General features: G+C 56.3%; 19 protein-coding genes. 11 read left to right on the forward strand and 8 right to left on the reverse strand.

The window, feature by feature from the left end; all coding sequences use genetic code 11:
* Positions 1–129: 129 nt before the first annotated feature.
* Both purN and purM read right to left on the reverse strand, forming a co-directional pair.
* Entirely contained in the window at positions 130–804 is a 675-nt protein-coding gene (gene purN, locus FHI25_RS07990; protein ID WP_210516637.1) for a phosphoribosylglycinamide formyltransferase, read from the reverse strand.
* On the reverse strand, positions 792–1,865 hold the full coding sequence (gene purM, locus FHI25_RS07995) for a phosphoribosylformylglycinamidine cyclo-ligase (protein ID WP_210516640.1): 1,074 nt from the start codon (positions 1,863–1,865) through the stop codon (positions 792–794). The genes purN and purM overlap by 13 nt, the downstream gene beginning before the upstream one ends.
* 358 nt (positions 1,866–2,223) lie before the next feature.
* Between purM and FHI25_RS08000 the strand changes: the two genes are divergently transcribed.
* The 7 genes from FHI25_RS08000 (at position 2,224) to rnd (ending at position 9,522) form a co-directional block, all read left to right on the forward strand.
* Positions 2,224–3,348: a DUF2066 domain-containing protein gene (locus FHI25_RS08000; protein WP_349237984.1), complete on the forward strand. Its 1,125-nt coding sequence runs from the start codon at positions 2,224–2,226 to the stop codon at positions 3,346–3,348.
* A gap of 40 nt (positions 3,349–3,388) precedes the next feature.
* Positions 3,389–4,483, forward strand: a complete 1,095-nt coding sequence (locus FHI25_RS08005) for an AI-2E family transporter (RefSeq protein WP_064780553.1) — start codon at positions 3,389–3,391, stop codon at positions 4,481–4,483.
* Between the two features lie 35 nt (positions 4,484–4,518).
* Positions 4,519–5,241, forward strand: a complete 723-nt coding sequence (locus FHI25_RS08010; RefSeq protein ID WP_120225096.1) for a DnaA/Hda family protein — start codon at positions 4,519–4,521, stop codon at positions 5,239–5,241.
* A gap of 90 nt (positions 5,242–5,331) precedes the next feature.
* Entirely contained in the window at positions 5,332–5,832 is a 501-nt protein-coding gene (locus FHI25_RS08015) for a RimK/LysX family protein (protein ID WP_210516643.1), read from the forward strand.
* A 399-nt stretch (positions 5,833–6,231) separates the two neighbouring features.
* Positions 6,232–7,137 carry a 30S ribosomal protein S6--L-glutamate ligase gene (rimK, locus tag FHI25_RS08020; RefSeq protein WP_120225095.1) on the forward strand — a complete coding sequence of 302 codons (906 nt, stop codon included), beginning with the start codon at positions 6,232–6,234 and terminating at the stop codon, positions 7,135–7,137.
* 17 nt (positions 7,138–7,154) lie between these two features.
* Positions 7,155–8,243 (forward strand): succinylglutamate desuccinylase/aspartoacylase family protein, encoded by a 1,089-nt coding sequence (locus FHI25_RS08025; protein WP_082923579.1) that lies wholly within the window; start codon positions 7,155–7,157, stop codon positions 8,241–8,243.
* 115 nt (positions 8,244–8,358) lie between these two features.
* Positions 8,359–9,522, forward strand: a complete 1,164-nt coding sequence (gene rnd, locus FHI25_RS08030) for a ribonuclease D (RefSeq protein WP_040824125.1) — start codon at positions 8,359–8,361, stop codon at positions 9,520–9,522.
* A gap of 77 nt (positions 9,523–9,599) precedes the next feature.
* Here rnd and FHI25_RS08035 read toward each other — a convergent pair whose 3' ends face one another.
* Positions 9,600–10,178: a TetR/AcrR family transcriptional regulator gene (locus FHI25_RS08035; protein ID WP_210516645.1), complete on the reverse strand. Its 579-nt coding sequence runs from the start codon at positions 10,176–10,178 to the stop codon at positions 9,600–9,602.
* A 197-nt stretch (positions 10,179–10,375) separates the two neighbouring features.
* Between FHI25_RS08035 and FHI25_RS08040 the strand changes: the two genes are divergently transcribed.
* Both FHI25_RS08040 and FHI25_RS08045 read left to right on the forward strand, forming a co-directional pair.
* Complete coding sequence (locus FHI25_RS08040; RefSeq protein WP_210516647.1) at positions 10,376–10,924, forward strand: carboxymuconolactone decarboxylase family protein; 549 nt, start codon at positions 10,376–10,378, stop codon at positions 10,922–10,924.
* Positions 10,925–11,030: 106 nt separating this feature from the next.
* On the forward strand, positions 11,031–11,495 hold the full coding sequence (locus FHI25_RS08045) for a DUF1348 family protein (RefSeq protein ID WP_210516649.1): 465 nt from the start codon (positions 11,031–11,033) through the stop codon (positions 11,493–11,495).
* A 339-nt stretch (positions 11,496–11,834) separates the two neighbouring features.
* Here FHI25_RS08045 and FHI25_RS08050 read toward each other — a convergent pair whose 3' ends face one another.
* Complete coding sequence (locus tag FHI25_RS08050; RefSeq protein ID WP_210516652.1) at positions 11,835–12,701, reverse strand: SDR family oxidoreductase; 867 nt, start codon at positions 12,699–12,701, stop codon at positions 11,835–11,837.
* A 101-nt stretch (positions 12,702–12,802) separates the two neighbouring features.
* Between FHI25_RS08050 and FHI25_RS08055 the strand changes: the two genes are divergently transcribed.
* Complete coding sequence (locus tag FHI25_RS08055; protein ID WP_210516654.1) at positions 12,803–13,717, forward strand: LysR family transcriptional regulator; 915 nt, start codon at positions 12,803–12,805, stop codon at positions 13,715–13,717.
* A 23-nt stretch (positions 13,718–13,740) separates the two neighbouring features.
* Here FHI25_RS08055 and FHI25_RS08060 read toward each other — a convergent pair whose 3' ends face one another.
* The 4 genes from FHI25_RS08060 to FHI25_RS08075 form a co-directional block, all read right to left on the reverse strand.
* Positions 13,741–14,712 carry a DUF1835 domain-containing protein gene (locus FHI25_RS08060; protein WP_210516656.1) on the reverse strand — a complete coding sequence of 324 codons (972 nt, stop codon included), beginning with the start codon at positions 14,710–14,712 and terminating at the stop codon, positions 13,741–13,743.
* Entirely contained in the window at positions 14,712–15,053 is a 342-nt protein-coding gene (locus tag FHI25_RS20580; protein ID WP_246879006.1) for a hypothetical protein, read from the reverse strand. Before FHI25_RS20580 ends, FHI25_RS08060 begins: the two co-directional genes overlap by 1 nt.
* 97 nt (positions 15,054–15,150) lie before the next feature.
* Complete coding sequence (gene ppx / locus FHI25_RS08070; RefSeq protein WP_210516659.1) at positions 15,151–16,632, reverse strand: exopolyphosphatase; 1,482 nt, start codon at positions 16,630–16,632, stop codon at positions 15,151–15,153.
* Between the two features lie 46 nt (positions 16,633–16,678).
* Positions 16,679–18,826, reverse strand: a complete 2,148-nt coding sequence (locus FHI25_RS08075) for an RNA degradosome polyphosphate kinase (protein WP_210516661.1) — start codon at positions 18,824–18,826, stop codon at positions 16,679–16,681.
* A gap of 201 nt (positions 18,827–19,027) precedes the next feature.
* Here FHI25_RS08075 and FHI25_RS08080 point away from each other — a divergent pair, with 201 nt between their 5' ends.
* Positions 19,028–19,564, forward strand: a complete 537-nt coding sequence (locus FHI25_RS08080) for a histidine phosphatase family protein (RefSeq protein ID WP_246879007.1) — start codon at positions 19,028–19,030, stop codon at positions 19,562–19,564.
* Positions 19,565–19,637 lie beyond the last annotated feature (73 nt).

Raw genomic sequence — 19,637 nt, forward strand, 5'->3', positions numbered from 1 at the left:
ATCAGAATGCGCAAAGATTATGACCCCGGTTTGCGGATCTGGCAGCAGGCCACGAAAAAGGCGGGACACATGATTATGCCCCGCCTTTTATGCGTTCAGAAACCTGCGCAGCCAGCGCCAAAGGTTCTTTCATCCGGGCTCGAGCGCCGGGTTGATTTCAGCGAAATCGGCTTGCGGTGCGTCGGCCACAGTCACAATGCCCTTGGCATCGACCGAAACGCGGCCTTCGGCGATCCAGCGGATGACCTGTGGGTAAATGCGGTGTTCTTGCCTCAGGATGCGCTGGGCCAGTTTGCCAGCGTCATCGCCCGGCAGGACCGGAACAACGGCCTGGGCGATGATCGGGCCGCTATCGACTTCGGGGACGACGTAATGCACGGTACAACCGGCAAACTTCACGCCGGCATCAAGGGCAGCCTGATGCACACCAAGACCCTTGAAGCTTGGCAGAAGCGACGGGTGGATGTTGATCAGCTTGTCTTTCCAGCGGGTGACAAAGCTTTCACTGACCAGACGCAGGTAACCGGCCAGAACGACAAGGTCGGCACCGCTTTCTTCGATCAGGGCACTGACGGCATTGTCATAGGCTTCGCGCCCGCCGGGATAACCCTTGTGCGAGATGGCTTCCGACCGGATGCCAGCCTTGCGGCCGCGTTCAAGCCCGCCCGCATCGAGCTGGTTGGAAAAGACCAGCACGATTTCGGCCGGGTAGTCGGGCGCATTACAGGCATCGATGATGGCTTGCAGGTTGGACCCGCCGCCTGAAATCAGAACGGCGAGCTTCAACTTGTTTACTTTTCCCATGAAGGGCCCATGTTTTTGATCACGACCTGCGGGCCATCGCCAGCGCGCGGGCCGATGACACCGATCTGACTGACGGTTTCGCCGTTTTCGCGCAGGATGGCTTCGGCCGCGTCAGCTTTGTCGGCCGGAACAACGACGCACATGCCAATACCGCAGTTAAAGGTACGTGCCATTTCGGTTGCCGGAATGCCGCCCTGCTTGGCGAGCCATTTAAACACCGGAAGATATTCCCAGGTGCTGGCATCAAACACAGCGGTCAGGTTTTCGGGCAGAACGCGCGGAACGTTTTCGGTCAGGCCACCACCGGTGATGTGGGCAAGTGCCTTGACCAAGCCAGCCTTGTGGGCCGCCAGGCAGCTTTTGACATAAACCTTGGTCGGTTCAAGCAGGGCTTCGCCAACGGTCTTTCCCGGTGCGAACGGGGCTTCGTCGCCGTAGCCAAGACCCGCCATATCGACAACCTTGCGGACCAGCGAATAACCGTTGGAATGAACGCCGCTGGATGCGAGGCCAAGGATAACGTCGCCCTCGGCAACGTTCGAACCATCAAGCAGTTCGCCGCGTTCGGCCGCACCGACCGCGAAACCGGCAAGGTCATATTCACCGTCGGCATACATGCCGGGCATTTCAGCGGTTTCGCCACCGATCAGCGCACAGCCCGCCTGTTTGCAGCCCTCGGCAATGCCGCCAACAACACTTGCAGCGTTATCGACCGACAGCTTGCCGGTTGCGAAGTAATCGAGGAACAGAAGCGGTTCTGCGCCCTGAACGACGAGGTCATTGACGCTCATGGCGACAAGGTCAATGCCGACCGTGTCATGCTTGTCGGCCAAAAAGGCGACTTTCAGCTTGGTGCCGACACCATCGGTGCAGGATACCAGAACCGGATCGTTATATCCGGCAGCCTTCAGATCAAAAAGGGCGCCAAAGCCGCCAAGACCACCGGCAACACCGGAACGGGTTGTTGCTTTTGCAAGCGGTTTGATTCGTTCGACAAGGTCATTCCCGGCATCGATATCGACACCGGAGTCCTTATAGGTAAGGCCGTTAGAGGTGGTCATTTCGGGGTCCCTGGCATCAAACATGCATGAATAAAAGGCGGCAAAACCGCGTTTTTCATCAGCACGTATCGACGTCCAATCGACGGGCAACTGTCGCATTGCGGTCCGGGTCGCAGGGAACCTGCTGTTTGACCAATCCGCCTTACTGACGCCTTTAATCAGATATAGAGGACAAAGCGATCCTGCTGATAAAAAACGCGGGCTTGATAATTTCCGCTGGGCCGAAAATACTCAAACGCGGGCAATATGCAATGATCACCTGCGCATGACAGAGTTTTCTTTGCAGAATGCGTTCAACATGCCACAAAGAGCGTTATAGAATAATGCAACAAGACACGATTAGGGCAAAGAGGCATACGTGCTTACTTCATTGAAAAACATCAAGATGTGGGCGGGTGCGGCCACCGTAGCAGCCATTATGGCCTTTCCGGCAGCGGCACAGGACATTTTCACCGTCAGCGGTGTTCATGTTGACGAGCGCGCCGAAACCGCGGCTGCTGCGCGCGAGCGTGCACTTGAAATCGGTCAGCGCAAGGCATTTGAAGAAGTGGTTGCCCGCTTGACCCTGCCCGAAGATCGCGCTGGGCTTGCGACACCGGAAACATCGGTGATCACGAACATGGTGCGCGATTTTGGGGTGTCGAACGAAAAGACATCGTCCGTGCGCTATATCGCGGACATGACCGTGCGCTTCAAGGATGACGAGCTTCGCCGGTTCTTGCGGTTCCGCGATATTTCATTTGCCGAATTGCAGTCCAAACCGGTGATGATCGTGCCGGTCTATCGCACGAATAATTACGTCAATCTGTGGGATGATCCCAATCCGTGGCGCGATGTCTGGGCGCGTAATATCGCGACATCGGGACTGGTGCCGATCAAGGCACCGATTGGCGATCTGACCGATATCAGCACCGTCTCAGCCGAGCAGGCCGAAAGCGGATCGATGGAACGTCTGTCCCAGCTTGCCAAGCGTTATGGCGCGGATGTTGCCGTGGTCGCCAGTGCAGAGGTCAGCGGGCCGGAGGGCGGCGAGACGGTTGATGTATCTGTTACCCGCTATGAGCCCAATGGCGCGCCGCAGATTTTTGGTGTGCAGGAAAAGACGCAAGCCGGTGAGACGCTTGACGAGACGCTGGTGCGCGCCGCCAAATCGGTGCAGGAGCAATTGGCCGATGGCTGGAAACGGGCCAACCTGATTAATTACAGCACGGGCGGCAGCCTTATGGTGTTTATCCCCATTACCGGTCTTGGAGACTGGGCCGGGATCGAGGACAAGCTGATCGGGCTTCCGGTGGTGCGCAATGCGCGGGTGATTGCGATGTCCAAGCGCGAAGTGCAGCTGTCGATTGAATATGTCGGATCGACCAACCAGTTGCAGACAGCGCTTAATCAGCAGAACCTTAGCCTGTCGCGGATGGGGGAACTTTGGTTCATCCAGCCGAGCGGGGCGGATCGTTTGCAGGGGCTGTCGTTAGGCGGATAAGCCTTTTGCATGACAGGGACAGTTTAACAGGGGCCGGGGAATGACATTACGACAGCAAGCACGTTTCTGGCTGATCTTTGTTGTTGGATTCTTTTTCCTGATCTGGCTGTTTTCGGGCATCCTGTTGCCGTTTGTGGCGGGGATGGCGATTGCCTATTTCCTTGATCCACTTGCCGATCGGCTTGAGGAACGCGGGGCCAGCCGTGTGATTGCGACGAGCATCATCACGTTCCTTTTCTTCCTTGTGTTCATTCTGGTGATGTTGATTGTCGTGCCGATGATCGGCAGCCAGTTGGCAGGCTTTCTTGAACGGTTTCCGGGCTATGTCGATACGTTGCGCACCAATGTCGCGCCGTATTTGCAAAATGTTCTGGATCGAGTGGCACCCGAAACACTGCAAAGTGTATCTGATGCGATCAAGGGGCAGAGTGCCAATGCCCTTAAATGGGTTGGTAATGTTCTGACCAATGTGCTTTCGGGCGGGTTGGCACTTTTGAACTTCCTGAGCTTGCTGTTCATTACGCCGGTGGTGTCGTTTTATCTGCTGCGTGACTGGGACAAGATCGTTGCCAAGGTGGACAGTTACCTGCCCAGGCGTTCGGCCAAGGATATCCGCCAGTGTGTCAGCGAGATTGACGAAACCCTTGCAGGCTTTGTCCGCGGGCAGGCGACAGTGTGCATTCTGCTTGGCCTGTTTTACGGGCTTGGCCTGACGCTGGCGGGGCTTGAGTTCGGCTTTGTCATTGGCTTGATGACCGGGCTTGTATCGTTTGTGCCCTATTTCGGGATGATTGCCGGCTTTGCGGTTGGCATGGGGGTCGCGCTGGCACAGTTTGGCTTTGGCCTTGATCTTGGGCTGGTGGCGCTGGTGTTTTTGATCGGTCAGGTGCTTGAGGGCAATTTCCTGACACCCAAGCTTGTGGGCGACAAGGTCGGGCTGCATGCCGTTTGGGTGATGTTCGCCTTGCTTGCCGGGGGTGCGGTGTTCGGCCTTCTTGGCGTGATGCTGGCCGTGCCGGTGGCCGCCGTGATCGGCGTGCTTGTACGTTATGGCTTAAGGCAGTATCTCGATAGCAGGCTTTATGATCACGGGCCGGACGCTGGCAACAATGCCACGACCGAGACCGAGAAATAGCCCCCAGAGATCGAGATCAGCAAATTGAGTTTACTGTGACCCGGGTGACATCCAAGCCGGACAAAGATAACGACCCGCAGCAATTGCCGCTGGCGCTTGAAATGCGTCCGGCACTTGGCCGTGATGATTTCATGGTCGCCGATTGCAATAGCGAAGCGGTGGCGTGGATCGACCAGTGGCCGAAATGGCCCGCCCCGGCCTTGTGTCTTTATGGGCCAAAGGGGTGTGGGAAAAGTCATCTGGCGGAAGTGTGGCGGGCACGATCTGGTGCGTTACAGGTCGCAGCATCGGATTTGAACGGGATCAATCCCGATGAGCTTCTGGGCGATGCCACCGGTCTTGTGATCGAGGATGCGGACCTTGTTGCCGGCGCGGGCCTTGATGAAACCGTGTGTTTCCATATTTACAATATGCTGAAAGAACGCGGTGGCCATTTGTTGTTGACCGCAAGCCAGCCGCCATCGCGCTGGCAGATTGATTTACCCGATCTGAAATCACGGCTGGGCGCAGCCCTGGTGTGCGAGATTTCGCCGCCGGATGATGACTTGATTGTCGGTTTGCTGATCAAGCTGTTTGCCGACCGGCAGATCCCGGCCAGCCCGCAAATCATCAGTTATGTTTTGCCAAGGATCGAACGGTCCTTTGCGGCGTTAAGTCAATTGGTGGCAGCAATTGATCGTCGGGCATTGGCCGAAAAGCGGGCGGTGACCTTGCCGCTGGTGCGCAGTGTCATGGATGACATGACCACGGAATCGTAACATCGAAACGAATTTCGTAAGCCGATCAGGTTGTTACAGGTTATCATCACCACCACCTAACAGATTGCATTCAATAACCGGAAGCTGCATGTGAGCCCGCAACGCGTAAAAGCAAAACCGTCGCTTAAGAGCCAGACCGATACCCTGATTTCCGATGGACATGTTTTGGGGTGGCGGGAATGGATCGGCCTTCCTGATCTTGGCGTGCCGGTAATCAAGGCCAAGGTTGATACCGGGGCCCGAACATCGTCGCTGCATGCGCTTAATCCAAAGAAGGTGGTGCGTGACGGGCAGGATTTTGTATCATTTACCCTGCCGCATTATCGCGGGGACGGGCATGGACGGATCGATTGTCTGGCGCCGCTGATTGAAATGCGCGAGATTCGCTCTTCGAACGGAAATGCCGAAGAACGGTTTGTGATTGCCACCCATATCCAGGTTGGGCATCACAAATTGAAAGTTGAAGTATCGCTGGCAAACCGGTCAATCATGGGCTTTCCCATGCTTTTGGGCAGGACCGCGATGAAAGCAGGAAGATTTTTGGTGCTGCCATCGAAATCTTATCTTGCAGGGAAGCCGGAACAGAGATAGACGCGCAGAAGAACGACCCATTGCCGGAACAAGATCCCGACAGGGTCGTACAGAGCATGTTACATCAAATCTGCCACGCTTTGTTTGTTTTTGGCTTGTCTTCTGGCAAGGCACAGCGTGCAGAGCGATGCGGCGCATCGGTCAAGCGGTGTAACGTCGCGAAAGACTGCCAAAATCAAACCCTGTGGGCCGGGACATCCTTCTGCCCCGCAGCGTCAAGGTCCTGGACCGTAGCTCCGCTACGCTCTTCAGACCTTTTCTTGCTGGACAGAAGGATGTCCGCGGCAAAGCGAGGCAGATTTGATTTAACATGCTCTCTCTTTCTGACAATTCCGCATTCGCCAGCCACCGGTATTATACCGGGCGCGCTTCGTTTTGCCGACCTTTGGGGGACATCTTATGAAAATCGCGATGCTTGCACGCAATCCAAACCTTTACTCCCACAAACGGTTGGTCGAGGCGGCCGAAGCACGCGGGCATGAGATGGACATCATCAACACGCTCAGGGTGTCGATGAACATCACGTCGCTGAAACCGGAAATCTATTACGGCGGATCGAAACTGACCGGTTATGACGCGGTGATCCCGCGTATCGGTGTCTCGGTGACCCAGTTCGGTCTGGCAGTTCTGCGCCAGTTTGAAATGATGGGTGTTTATCCGTTAAACGAGTCCGTTGCCATTGGCCGGTCGCGCGACAAGTTGCGTTCGCTGCAGATCCTCGCACGCCGTGGCATTGGCCTGCCGGTGACGGCCTTTGCCCATGACCCGAAAAAGACCGATGAAGTTCTGTCGATTGTGGGGGGCGCGCCGGTGGTGATCAAGCTTCTGGAAGGCACACAGGGTATCGGTGTGGTTCTGGGCGAAACCGAAAAATCCGCCAAATCCGTGATCGAGGCATTCCGTGGCGCCAATGTTGCAATCATGGTGCAGGAATTCATCAAGGAAGCCGGTAACAGCGATATCCGTTGCTTTGTGATTGGTGGCAAGGTGGTTGCCAGCATGGAGCGCAAAGGGGCGGAGGGCGATTTCCGATCGAACATCCATCGTGGTGGCTCGTCGCGTGCAATCCGCATCACGCCGCAGGAGCGTTCAACCGCCGTTGAAGCCGCCAAGGCGATGGGGCTAAATGTTTGTGGTGTTGATATCCTGCGATCCAATCACGGGCCGGTGGTGATGGAAGTGAATTCGTCACCGGGACTGGAAGGCATTGAGAATGCAACCGGCAAGGACATTGCCGGCATGATCATTGAATTCATGGAAAAAGATTTCAAACCCGGTAAGGTGCGGACCAAAGGCAAGGGATAAGAACAAGGGATATCACAATGAGCGAAACCGGATCACCCAAGGGGAAAGGCAAAGCGCCCAGAACCCCCAAGAACCCTGATTTTGAAATCGCTGGGAAAAAGGTCGCTCCGGGCACGCGCCAGATTGTTGATATCCCGATCTCGCTTTTGTCCAACCACACGCCGGTCAATCTGACGGTCAATGTCGTGCATGGCAAACGACCGGGCCCGGTGATTTTCGTCAGTGGTGCTGTCCATGGCGACGAGATTGTCGGGGTGGAGGTCATCCGCCGCGTTTTGAAATCAACCGCATTGCGCGGCATGCGTGGCACGTTGCTGGCCGTGCCCGTGGTCAATGCGTTCGGGTTTCTTAACAACACCCGCTATCTTCCCGATAGGCGCGATTTGAACCGCTGCTTCCCGGGGCATTCGCGTGGATCCCTGGCCGCACAGCTGGCGCATTTGTTTTTGCATGAAATTGTCGAAAGATCCGATTTCGGTATCGATTTGCATTCGGCGGCGGTTCACCGGGTTAACTTGCCGCAGATCCGGGTCAATGAAGATGACCCGAATATCATGGAATATGCCGAGGCGTTTGGTGCGCCGATCATCCTGACCAGTCCGCTGCGCGACGGATCACTTCGCGAAGCCGCGCGCGAGCTTGGCGTGCCGATCCTGCTGTTTGAGGCGGGCGAGGGGCTTCGTTTTGACGAAATGTCGATCCGTGCCGGTGTGTCGGGCGTTTTGCGCGTGATGCGCAAACTGGGCATGACATCGCAACGCACCGTGCGCGAACCACGCGTGCCGTCGTTCAAATCCTCCAACAGCCATTGGCTGCGCGCACCGGCGGGCGGCATTTTGCGGACGTTCAAACTGGCCGGGGAGTTTGTCCGGGCCGGGGACGTGGCCGCGGCGGTATCCGATCCGTTCGGGCAACGTGATGAAGAAGTCATCGTGCGCGAGGAAGGCTTGATTATCGGGCGGACCAACCACCCGATTGTCAATCAGGGGGATGCGCTGTTTCATATCGCGTCGATCAAGCGTCCGTCGGAAGTCCAGGAACGCATGGATGCCATCGAAACCCATCTTCAATCTGATCCGCTTCTGGATGAGGACGAGATTATCTAGGGTCAGGACCTATTCTCTGGAGAGCCTTGGGCCATATGTTGCCCGAATACGGCGAAGATCAGCCCTGCATCGAAGCCACTGGCGAATTGTGGCAGGCAATGCTATAGCAGTCGGCATGGAACCAATTACAACTACAGAAGAACTTCGCAGTCTCTGTGAAAGATTGCGCAAGTTCGAATATGTCACTGTCGATACCGAATTCATGCGGGACTCGACCTATTGGCCGCAACTGTGTCTGGTGCAGCTGGCAAGTCCGGAGCCGTCCGACAACGGGGCTGCGGTCGATCCGCTTGCCGAGGGCATTGACCTGACGCCGCTGTTCGAGCTGATGCAGGACGAGGCGGTGGTCAAGGTGTTTCACGCCGCCCGCCAGGATATCGAGATTTTCGTCCATCTGTCGGGCAAGGTCCCCCATCCGGTGTTTGATACCCAGGTGGCGGCGATGGTGCTGGGCTATGGTGATCAGGTCGGCTATGAAACGCTGGTCAACAAGGTGGCACGCAAGAGCATTGATAAGTCGATGCGCTTTACCGACTGGTCGCGCCGTCCTCTTTCGACCAAACAGATCAGTTACGCGCTTTCGGATGTCACCCATCTGCGCGTGATCTATGAAGCGTTTCATGAACGCCTTGAGGCCAATGGCCGTGCGGTGTGGCTGTTTGAGGAAATGGAACGCCTGACCGATCCGTCTATCTATTCGATTGATCCGGCCGAAGCATGGAAGCGGCTTAAAACCCGATCCAACAGCCCGAAATTCCTGGCGGTGGCGCGCGCGCTTGGCGAATGGCGCGAAACCGAGGCACAGCGCAAGAACCTGCCGCGCAACCGGGTTTTGCGCGATGATACCTTGCTTGATATCGCGGCCCGTCAGCCGATGACCGACAAGGATTTGGATAAAACCCGGGGCGTTGGCCGCAACTTTGGCACCTCCAAACCGGGGCAGGCGATTATCGAGGCGATCAAGGCGGCCCTTGATAGCCCGCAGGATCAGTGGCCGAAGCCAAAGGAACGCATTGAGCTGCCGGCCGGGATCGGCCCGACGGTGGAGCTTCTGAAGGTGTTGCTTAAACTCTGTGCCGAGGAAAAGGGCGTTGCCCAGCGTCTGGTGGCATCAAGCGACGATCTTCAGAACATCGCGGCTGATGACAATGCAGACGTTCCGGCCATGCGTGGCTGGCGGCGCGAGCTTTTCGGGCAATACGCGCTGCGCCTGAAACACGGCCAGCTTGGCCTTAAGCTCAAAGACGGCGAAGTGGTCTTTGTCGAGCTTGATGACTAGGTTGCTTATTGCTGTGCTGAACAAAAAACGGGGCCGTCTGGCCCCGTTTTTGTTTTTGAACCGGTTTGACCAAACGATCAGGCGGGCAGGGCGGCATCAAGCAGGGCGGTTGCCATGGTTTTGGCGATCCGGGCCGATTCGGGCATGCCGCGTACCTGGGCTGTGACAATTGCCCCTTCCTTAAGCAGGGCGAGTTGTTCGGCCAGTTGTCTGGGATCGGACGCGCCGGCCTTTGTGCACAGATCGGCAATATGTTCGAGCACGCAGCGTTTGTGTTCGGCGGCGATCTGGTGGGCCGGATGATCAAGCTTGGCGAACTCGCTTGAGGCGTTGATAAACGCGCAGCCGGAAAAGCCCATGCCCTTGAAGGCGCGGCCATGAAACCATTCTTCGAGCGCGTCAAACATCGCAAGCAACTGATCGCGCGGATTGGTTGATGCCTTTTGCATTTCAGCGGTCAGCCAGTCACGGAACTGTTCATCGCGGCGCGTAAGGGCGGCCAGGATCAGCTCATCCTTCGACTTGAAGTGTTTGTACATCGTCATTTTGGCGACGCCGGATTCGGCAAGAATCTTGTCTATGCCGGTGGCATTGAAGCCCTGTGTATAGAAAAGCCGCAGAGCCGTATCAACGAGTACGTCGCGTTTTGAATTCAACTTTTTCACTCCAGTAGGCGGATTTTTTACCGGGATAGTCAGACCGGTCTGTATTATTGTGGCGAGAAAACCGCAGAAATGCAAGCGTTACAAATAATAGAATGATCGTTTTAAAAATATGTTTGACAAGTAGACAGACCTGTCTGTATATATGTTCTCAACGCTGATCAACCCAAACTTGTTTTAGGAGAGTTTCCATGACCCGTATTTCCCTGCCTGCTTCGATCAATGCTGCACCAGAGGCTTCTCAGCCGCTTCTTGAAGGTGTGAACAAGATGCTCGGTTCGGTTCCGAACCTGTTTCGTCTGACGGCAAACAGCCCGGCCGCACTTGAGGGCTATCTTGGTCTGAATGGGGCGCTTGCCAAAGGGGCGCTTGATCCGCAGACCCGCGAACGCATTGCCCTTGCAGTCGCACAGCTTAACGGCTGTGACTATTGCCTGTCGGCGCATACTTATCTGGGCAAAAATATCGCCAAACTTGATGACGCCGAGATCGCGGCAAACCGCAATGGCACGTCGAGCGATCAGAAGGCGGATGCGGCTGTGCGCTTTGCCGTCGCTTTGGTCAAAAACCGTGGCCAGGTCAGCGAAGGTGATGTCAGTGCGGCCAAACTTGCCGGTTACAGCGAGGCCGAACTGGTCGAGATCGTGGCGCATGTCGCGCTCAATACTCTGACCAATTACCTCAACGAAGCCTTTGATACCCCGATTGATTTTCCGGTGGTGAATGCCTCTGCTGCCTAAGGCAGGGTCCACTTCCGGCGACTCCCCCGGTCGGCATTCCCCCCTCCGCATGTTGCTGCGCGCCGACCGGGGTCCCTTTATCGACCAAACACCAAAGGATCAGATGATGTCACGGCCACCTCTTCCGCCTTTTAACGTCGAAACCGCCAAACAGAAGGTCCGCATGGCCGAGGATGGCTGGAACAGTCGCGATCCCGAAAAGGTGTCGCTGGCTTATACGCCAGACAGCCGTTGGCGGAACCGCGCCGAGATTTTTGAGGGCCGGGAAAACATCGTTGAATTCCTGACCCGCAAATGGGCCAAGGAGCTGGAGTACCGTTTGATCAAGGAACTCTGGGCGTTTCATGAAAACCGCATCGCTGTGCGCTTTGCCTATGAATATCGCGATGACAGCGGCAACTGGTTTCGGGCCTATGGCAACGAGAACTGGGAATTTGATGAAGACGGCCTGATGCGCCATCGCGTGGCATCAATCAATGACAAGCCGATTTCGGCTGAAGAACGGCTGTTCCATTGGCCGCTTGGACGGCGTCCGGATGATCATCCGGGGCTGTCAGACCTGGGACTTTAGTCCCGATTTAGATCACCCCGCCATGTTCCGGTTCCCTGAGGGAAAGGAAAGTTCGGCGGAAACGCGTTCTACTTGGGGCCTGACCCCATGCAGGCAAGATGGTGCGTCCCCGGTGCTGTCTTGCCTGTCCCCCCGCCCCCCGCAAAGGAGCCTGAACATGATTATCAAATATATCGCTTTTTCGATTACCTCGACCGCCGTGCTTTTTGTTTCTTCTCTGCTGACCTTTGCCCCCTGAAGGTCAGGGACCGTTTGGTCCGTTTCTGATGCCTCCCTGAAAACTTGCCGGGCCCCTTTCGGGGCCCGTTTTTTTTAGTGTCTGGTGAGGGGGCGGTTCGCTTAGCTTGCCAGTGCGGATTTGATGAATGCTTCAACCGATTGCGGTTTGCGACCCACCACGGTTTCGAAATCATTGCTGACAGTTTCGTAGTCGCCTTTTTTCGCACCGACATAAAGACCCGAAAGGGCTTCGATCAGGTGATCGGGCAGGCCGAGGCTTTTGAGTATGCCGGTATGGACTTCAGCCGGCAGATCGACGAACTTGACCGGCTTGCCGGTGGCATCTGCGATGTAGCCTGCGATTTCGGCGTGCGTCACGCCCTTGGTCCCGGTCAGGTCATAGATTTTATTGACGTGGTCAGACGGCTTGGCAAGAACCGCAGCGGCGGCTTCTGCCAGGTCATTGCGCGGGATATAGGTGATTTTGCCATCCCCGGCCGGTGCACCGTAATCGCCGGTTTCAAGCGCGTGCGGGACGCCGGCCAGCAGAAGATCGGCATAGAAGCTGTTGCGCAAAATGGTGAAGGCGAGGCCGCTTTGGCGGATGTAATTTTCGGTATCAAGGTGAATGGCCGAATAGGTGAAATCGGCATCCGCCTTGGGATCGACAATACCGGTATAGACGATGTGTTTGACGCCTGCGGCCTTGGCAGCATCGACCGCGGTGCGGTGTTGTTTGATGCGGGTTTCGTTGTCGTCCTCGGCCGAGATGATGAGGGCTGTGTCAATACCGGCAAATGCCTTGGTCATCAGGGCAAGATCATTGAAATCGCCTTTGCGGACATCAACGCCCTTGGCGCTCAGGTCTGCGGCCTTTTCCGGCTTGCGCACACTTACCGCGATGTCGCTTGCCGGGATGTGATCTAGCAAATGTTTGACAACAAGGCTTCCGAGTTGGCCGGTCGCGCCGGTGATGAGGATGGTCATGTCAGTTTCTCCGATAAGGGGTCAGGCATCGCCTGTTCATGGGAGAAATCTGGACCCAATAATGCATATGATCAATTCGATGGGTATGATAATACTTATGCATGAAAATCGATGAATTGGATCTTGATTATCGCCTGCTTCGGCTGTTCCTGACGATTTATGACGAGGGATCGGTGACGGCAGCGGCACACCGCCTTGATGTGGGGCAGCCGACGGTCAGTCACGGGCTGGATCGGTTGCGCCAGATTATTGGCGATCCGTTGTTTGTCCGGTCAGGCAGATCGGTTGCGCCAACCGCCCATGCTGATGAAATTGCGCCACAGGTGCGTGTGCTGTTGCAGGGGATGCGCGGCCTGACCCGCGTGGTGGCGTTTGATCCCGATAATGCCGATCATTCTGCGCGCTTTGTGCTTGGTGCCAATGATTACGAGGTGGCGGTGATCCTGCCGGCCCTGATGAAGCGGTTGCAAACATGTTCTGCCGATGTGCGGCTTAAGGTCGTATCGGTGCCGGGGGTAGACCGCATGGTCAAATGGCTGCGCGATGGCACGATTGATCATGCGATCACGATTGATCAATCGGGCAAGTATGGCGATATTGCCCGCCAGGGCCTGTTTCGCGAACGGATGCGCTGTTTTTACGATCCGGCATTTCACGACGGGCCGCCCGATACGCTGGATCGGTATTGTGCAGCAAGTCATGCGCGGGTGATGATCGGGGCCAATGACAGTTCGGAAATTGATGACATCCTGCGCGGGATTGGCCGATCACGCCGCACAGTGCTTCAGGTGCCAACCTTTGCCAGTGTCGCCAACCTGATCCGCGGCACCGACATCATCGCCACCCTGCCATCGCGCCTGGCAGGCTCCATGATGCAGGATTTTGGCCAGTTCGATCTGCCGCTCGCGTTCCGCGAATATGGCTTCGCCCAATACTGGCACGTCCGCAACGCCGCCAACGCCGCACATAAATGGCTGCGAAGCGAGATTTTCCGAGCGTCGCGCGGGTTGGGCTAACAGCAGGCGATAAATTGTGTCTGTTACACCGCATCCGACGGAGTGATCTGGATACCTCCAACCCAACGAACGCCGGTAAAGTTATCAAGGAAATTGCGTTTGCCGGTCAGGGTTTCGTGGCCGGTGGTGGTGAGTGTGATGGTGCGTTCGGCCCAGTTGGTTTTGGGCGCGGCGGGCGTGAGGGTGAAGAGCGGGGCTTGGCAGTCCATCATCCACTGAATTTCTGACCAGAACATCAGATCGCCGAGATAGGGCAGCGGATCAACGCTTTGCATCAGGTGGCCGAAGACCTTGCCGACCGGAAGCGGGCCGTGGTCCTTGATGATTTGCTGGGTGAGTTTTTGGGTCAGGCTTAAACCAGTTTGCGGGTCGGGCAGTTCGGCGAGGTGGCGTTTGAGGGCCTCCGGCATGTGGGGCAGGGGCGCATTGCCGGTTTCCGAAAGCGTTTTGAGGTCGTTCGGGGTGTCTTTGCGGACTGCCTTCCAGACTTTGCTGCCAAATGTCAGCATGTCGCTGTTAAGTGGCTGGCGATGAGTGTTCCAGCACCAGATCAGACCATCGGTGGAGAGTTGACCAAGGCCGATGAAGCGGTCGATGGCTTCGGACGCGGGCGCGTGATTGACGGAGATGACGTCGATATTCGTTTCGGGCTGAATGGTGGCGATGGCATCCATCAGGAAGGCCAGGATCAGTTGATCGTAGCTGTCATGTTCGAACCAGAGCACGACATGGTCATACTGCCCAAGACGACCCAGCGCATCATATTCGCGCCTGAGGCGCACGAGTGCCGCGTCACCGGGCAGGTCGTAAGCGCCAGAAATAAAGGCCGCACGGGTTTCGATGAAGGCATCGCGTGGCAGATCGGGCACCGGGCCCTGACAAAACGGATCGGAGAATTCCAGAAAATCGCCGATGAAGCCTGCCTGCTTGAGGCCATCGCGGATATCGGATCCGCAACGGACATGCAGCGTGGCTTGGGTGTCGAGTGGTTTCATTATTCGCCTGGGACCGGGACGCCTGTGCTCGCCCGAAGGGCACTTAGCAATGAGAGCATGGTGTCGGGCACATCGGATGCGGCGATTTTGGCATTGGCCGGATCGTCGTCCGGATTGGCAAATAATGGGGCAATGTCACCAAGTCGGGCAGACCGCAGCGCAATCAGAAGGTCAATCAGTGATTTCTCATCATCGCGGGCCGCAGCGCGAAGCTTTTCAATGTCGTCGTCGGTATCTGGCAGAACGGTTATTTCCTGACAAAGCGTTTGAAAGGACATGTGCGCCAGTGCGCCGACGATGTCACGCGCGGTGTGATCGGATGGCTGTTTGGTGTCGGTCATGACACGGCACTCCTGATCAGAAAAGAGATCGATGATCGTGCCGGTTTTGGTGTGGGGCGTCAATAAAATGCGCGGTCTGATTGTACGTGTTTGGGCGCTATTCGGCGAGGCGGACAACACTTTCGCGGTTCATAAGCTTGGCCAGTTTCGAGAGGCGCTGCTCAACGACTTCGCCATACAGGGCCGATGCCTGCTTTTCGAATTGCAAGATAAGCTTGCCTTCTTCGAGCAGCAATTGCGTTTGCGGCAGGATGCCTTCGACCCCGCCAGAAAGCGTATGGCCCAGGCGAATGACATGACCAAACAGACGACCCGTCAGGCGGTCCTCGTCGCTGAGGATGCGGTCACTGGCTTCATCGCCCTTGAAATTGCCGGTATAGCGCGAGCCGATGGTGTATGCGAGGAACACGCGGTCATGGTGATTAAGGTCGATATAGGGATGGCGCAGAATACGGTTATAGCTTTGCTCTGCGCGGTAATCGGGATGTTCGTTCCAGCCGATATCACCGATGATGCAGGCCGCCAAACGCAGCCGTTCGATATTGACCGGCAGTTCGGAAAAGATCGGCGCGCACCATTGCGCAACTTCTTCGCCGTGCTGATGGAAACGTTCGCCGTCTTCGGCAAAGCTGAAGCAGGCTTCAAGCACCGGATCGCGTTGACGCAGATCTTCGGGCAGGACTTCATACATCCAGCCTTCGCGAAGCCCGTGGCCGGAAAAGACAACTTCCTTTGGCTTCATACGGGTCATCAGCATGTTCATGACAAGTGATGCATGCGGCAGGCTGTCGATACGGCGTTTGGAGACACCGCCGATCTTTTCAAGCGATACCCGGCTTTGTTGGGAAATGATGTGGGTCAGTTCGGCCATTTCCGATTGCGGCATGGCAAGATTATGCACCACCGAAATCGGATAGTTTTCCTGGGCAATGAACAGCTTGGCAATTGATCGCCAGGAGCCGCCAACGGCATAAAGCTGTTGGCCTTTGCCCTCTGCCAGCCAATCGACCGTATCAAGGTGCTGATTGATTTCAGCCGTCAGACGGGCCCGGTCAGAGCCAAACACCGTTTGCAGGCGCATGGCGCCCAAAGGCAGGCTGACACGTTTTTTGATCTCACCCTGATCAAGCAAAACCAGTTCAAGTGATCCGCCGCCGATATCGCCCATGATGCCCGATGCCAGCGGGTCGCCCGATATGATGCCAAGGGCCGACAGGCGGGCTTCTTCAAGGCCGTCAATCACCTTGACCGTAAGACCGGTTTCCGATGCCACGCGATCACAGAATTCCTTGCCGTCGCTGGCAGCCCGCACAGCAGCGGTTGCCAGTACATCGACATGGGTGACCTTCATCGCACGCAACAGCGTCGCAAAGCGGTGCATGGCGACCACGGCAAGCTCCACCCCCTCGGGGTTGAGGCGGCCGGTGTTTTCCGGGTCACGGCCAAGGCCGCACATGACCTTTTCATTGAAGATCGGCATCGGTGCGCGGGTCATGCCATCAAAAATGACAAGCCGCACAGAGTTGGAGCCAACATCAATGATCGCGATGCGGTTGGAAGCCCGTTGGTCAGTCAGCATAAGATGTTGGCACCTGTTGGTCGTCTTTGGTCGTCTTTAGCCGTCTTTAGTCGTCTAGCTGTAGCACGGGAACATTCGGGTCGGCTTGATCCAGCGCACTTCCGCGGCCCGAAAGTGACGGATTGGTCATGAAATACTGGTGCGACGAGAATGCGTTTTCACCGGCCTCGCAGCGTTCATAGGACCCGTCCGGCTGCAGATGCCATGCCTGTGCAGTGTCTTTCAGGTTGGCAATCATGATCTGTTCAACAATCTGTTGCTGACAGGTCGGATTTTCAACCGGAACCAGGGTTTCAACCCGGCGGTTCAGGTTACGCGGCATCCAGTCGGCAGATGAGATAAACGCCTTGGCCTTGCGCGACGGAAGCTTTGCGCCGTTGGCAAAAACCACAATGCGCGAATGTTCAAGGAACCGGCCGACAATCGATTTGACGCGAATGTTTTCCGACAGGCCCGGAACCCCAGGACGCAGGCAGCAAATACCCCGCACGATCAATTCGATATGAACGCCAACCTGACTTGCGCGATAAAGCGCATCAATCACCACCGGGTCGACCAGACTGTTCATCTTGGCCCAGATGCCAGATGGCTTGCCGGCCTTGCAGTTCTCGATCTCCTGATCGATGTGGGTCAGAAGCGTCGGACGCAGGGTATGCGGTGCAATCGCGATTTTTTCAAGCGAGCGCGGGGTGGCATAACCGGTCATGAAGTTAAAGATGCTGGCCGCATCACGCCCGAGTGCCGGATCACACGAGAAGAACGAGATGTCGGTATAGAACTTGGCGGTGATCGGATGATAGTTACCGGTCCCGAAGTGGGTATAGGTCTTAAGGCCGTGGGTTTCACGGCGGACCACCAGCGATACCTTGGCGTGCGTTTTCCAATCCAGGAAGCCATAGACCACCTGACAGCCCGCACGTTCAAGGTCAGCCGCCCAGCGCAGGTTGGCTTCTTCGTCAAAGCGGGCCTTGAGCTCGACCATGGCGGTGACGGATTTGCCAGCCTCGGCCGCGGCGATCAGCGCCTTGACGATCGGGCTGTTTTCCGAGGTGCGATACAGCGTCTGTTTGATGGTGACCACATCCGGGTCACGGGCAGCCTGGAGCAGGAACTGAACCACCACGTCGAAATCTTCGAACGGGTGATGAACGACCAGATCCTTTTTGCTGATCGCGGCAAAGCAGTCGCCGCCAAAGTCACGCACCCGTTCCGGATAACGTGCGGCATAGGGCGAAAACAGCAAGTCATGATGCAGATCGGAATCGATCAGCTGTTTGACATCAACAACGCCGAGCAGGCCATCAACCTTGACGACTTCTTCCAGTGCGACATCAAGTTCATCAATGACGAAATCAAGCAGGTCTTCGGGCATCGCCGCGTTGACCTTAAGACGTATGATGCTGCCGCGACGGCGACGTTTCAGTGCGGTTTTAAAAACGCGCACCAGATCTTCGGCTTCTTCTTCGATTTCAACGTCCGAGTCCCGGATGACGCGGAAGAAACCGTGTTCGATCATATCAAATCCCGGGAACAGCTTGCCAAGATAGAGCAAGATCGCCTGTTCGACCGGAAGATAACGTTCATTGCGGCCCGGCAGGCGCAGGAAACGGCCGATCTTTTGCGGTACCGGAATAAGCCCGCGCATATTGTGCCCGTCTGCCGGATCAAACAGCTGCATGACGATGGCAAAGCCAAGGTTCGGGATGAACGGGAAGGGGTGCGACGGATCAATGGCAAGCGGGGTCAGCGTCGGGAAGATTTCGCGCGTGAAATAGCCATCAAGCCATTTGCGGTCGGTCTGGGTCAGGTCGCCCTGATCGATGACCGAGATGCCCTGTTTTTCCATCTCGCTGCTTAGCTGGCGCCAGACGCGTTGCTGGTCCTGCATCAACTGGTTGGCATCAAAGGTAATGGCGCGCAGCTGTTCGGACGGGCTCATGCCATCCTGACTGACCTTGGTCATGCCAGCGCGGACCTGCCCGACGAGGCCGGCGACGCGGACCATATAGAATTCATCAAGGTTGCTGGCCGAAATAGACAGGAAACGCAGTCTTTCAAGCAGCGGGTGGCCGGTATTCTGGGCCTCTTCAAGAACGCGATTGTTGAATGCCAGCCACGATAATTCGCGGTTAATGAAGCGGCTTTCCGAATCAATGGTGATCGCGCTTGACTGAACTGCAGCGGCGTGTGTCACGCTATGCCTCCTGCGGATTGAGGGAACGTCCTTGAACTTATGCGACAGTTCCCGGTTGCAAATGGAGTATAGGATAACTGCTTGGGTGGGTGCAATTTTCTTAAATTTATGTGTCAGTTTTTATAATGGCGTCACGGCGTGTGATATGGCATGGAAGAACACCGTTTGATCATCGTTCGCGACTGCTTAAGACACGAAGACATGAAAACGCTGTTGTTGCTTCGGCATGCCAAATCAAGCTGGGCGGATCCGGGTCGGGCCGACCATGACCGCGAACTGAACCGTCGTGGTGAAAAGGCAGCACCCTTTATGGGCCGCTATCTGCGTCAGCATGAACTGGTGCCGGACCTGATCTGGTGTTCGACGGCAGCGCGCGCGGTGCAGACCCTTGGCCTTTTGGGGCGGGATTTCGCAATTGATGCCGATGTGATCTATAACGAAGATCTGTATATGGCCAGCGAGCGGGTGTTGCTTGAAAACCTGCATCACACGCATGAAGACGCCAAGCATGTGATGTTCATCGGCCATAATCCCGGGATCGAGATTTTTGCCCAGTCGCTTTATGGCGGTGGCAATATTGAGGCCCGCGAGATCATGGCGCGCAAATATCCGACCTGCGGGCTTGCGCATTTCGAATTCGATGTTGATCACTGGGGCGAAATCACACCGGGCAGCGGACGGCTGATCGACTTTATCAAGGTCAAGGATCTTCAGGCGATCAAGATCAGCGCGGAATGATTTGCTGATCTGCGTTGACTGATGTGTGTTAGCTGATCTGCGTTAGCTGGTGTGCATTACTGGCACTTGACGA

The sequence above is a fragment of the Thalassospira sp. ER-Se-21-Dark genome (assembly GCF_017922435.1).
In the GTDB taxonomy this organism is placed as follows: domain Bacteria; phylum Pseudomonadota; class Alphaproteobacteria; order Rhodospirillales; family Thalassospiraceae; genus Thalassospira.

Coding starts and splice junctions, on each gene's coding strand:
- purN (WP_210516637.1), bottom strand. CDS start 804: ATGGGAAAAGTAAACAAGTTGAAGCTCGCCGTTCTGATTTCAGGCGGC.
- purM (WP_210516640.1), bottom strand. CDS start 1,865: ATGACCACCTCTAACGGCCTTACCTATAAGGACTCCGGTGTCGATATC.
- FHI25_RS08005 (WP_064780553.1), top strand. CDS start 3,389: ATGACATTACGACAGCAAGCACGTTTCTGGCTGATCTTTGTTGTTGGA.
- rimK (WP_120225095.1), top strand. CDS start 6,232: ATGAAAATCGCGATGCTTGCACGCAATCCAAACCTTTACTCCCACAAA.
- FHI25_RS08025 (WP_082923579.1), top strand. CDS start 7,155: ATGAGCGAAACCGGATCACCCAAGGGGAAAGGCAAAGCGCCCAGAACC.
- rnd (WP_040824125.1), top strand. CDS start 8,359: ATGGAACCAATTACAACTACAGAAGAACTTCGCAGTCTCTGTGAAAGA.
- FHI25_RS08040 (WP_210516647.1), top strand. CDS start 10,376: ATGACCCGTATTTCCCTGCCTGCTTCGATCAATGCTGCACCAGAGGCT.
- FHI25_RS08045 (WP_210516649.1), top strand. CDS start 11,031: ATGTCACGGCCACCTCTTCCGCCTTTTAACGTCGAAACCGCCAAACAG.
- FHI25_RS08050 (WP_210516652.1), bottom strand. CDS start 12,701: ATGACCATCCTCATCACCGGCGCGACCGGCCAACTCGGAAGCCTTGTT.
- FHI25_RS08055 (WP_210516654.1), top strand. CDS start 12,803: ATGAAAATCGATGAATTGGATCTTGATTATCGCCTGCTTCGGCTGTTC.
- FHI25_RS08060 (WP_210516656.1), bottom strand. CDS start 14,712: ATGAAACCACTCGACACCCAAGCCACGCTGCATGTCCGTTGCGGATCC.
- FHI25_RS20580 (WP_246879006.1), bottom strand. CDS start 15,053: ATGACCGACACCAAACAGCCATCCGATCACACCGCGCGTGACATCGTC.
- ppx (WP_210516659.1), bottom strand. CDS start 16,632: ATGCTGACTGACCAACGGGCTTCCAACCGCATCGCGATCATTGATGTT.
- FHI25_RS08080 (WP_246879007.1), top strand. CDS start 19,028: ATGAAAACGCTGTTGTTGCTTCGGCATGCCAAATCAAGCTGGGCGGAT.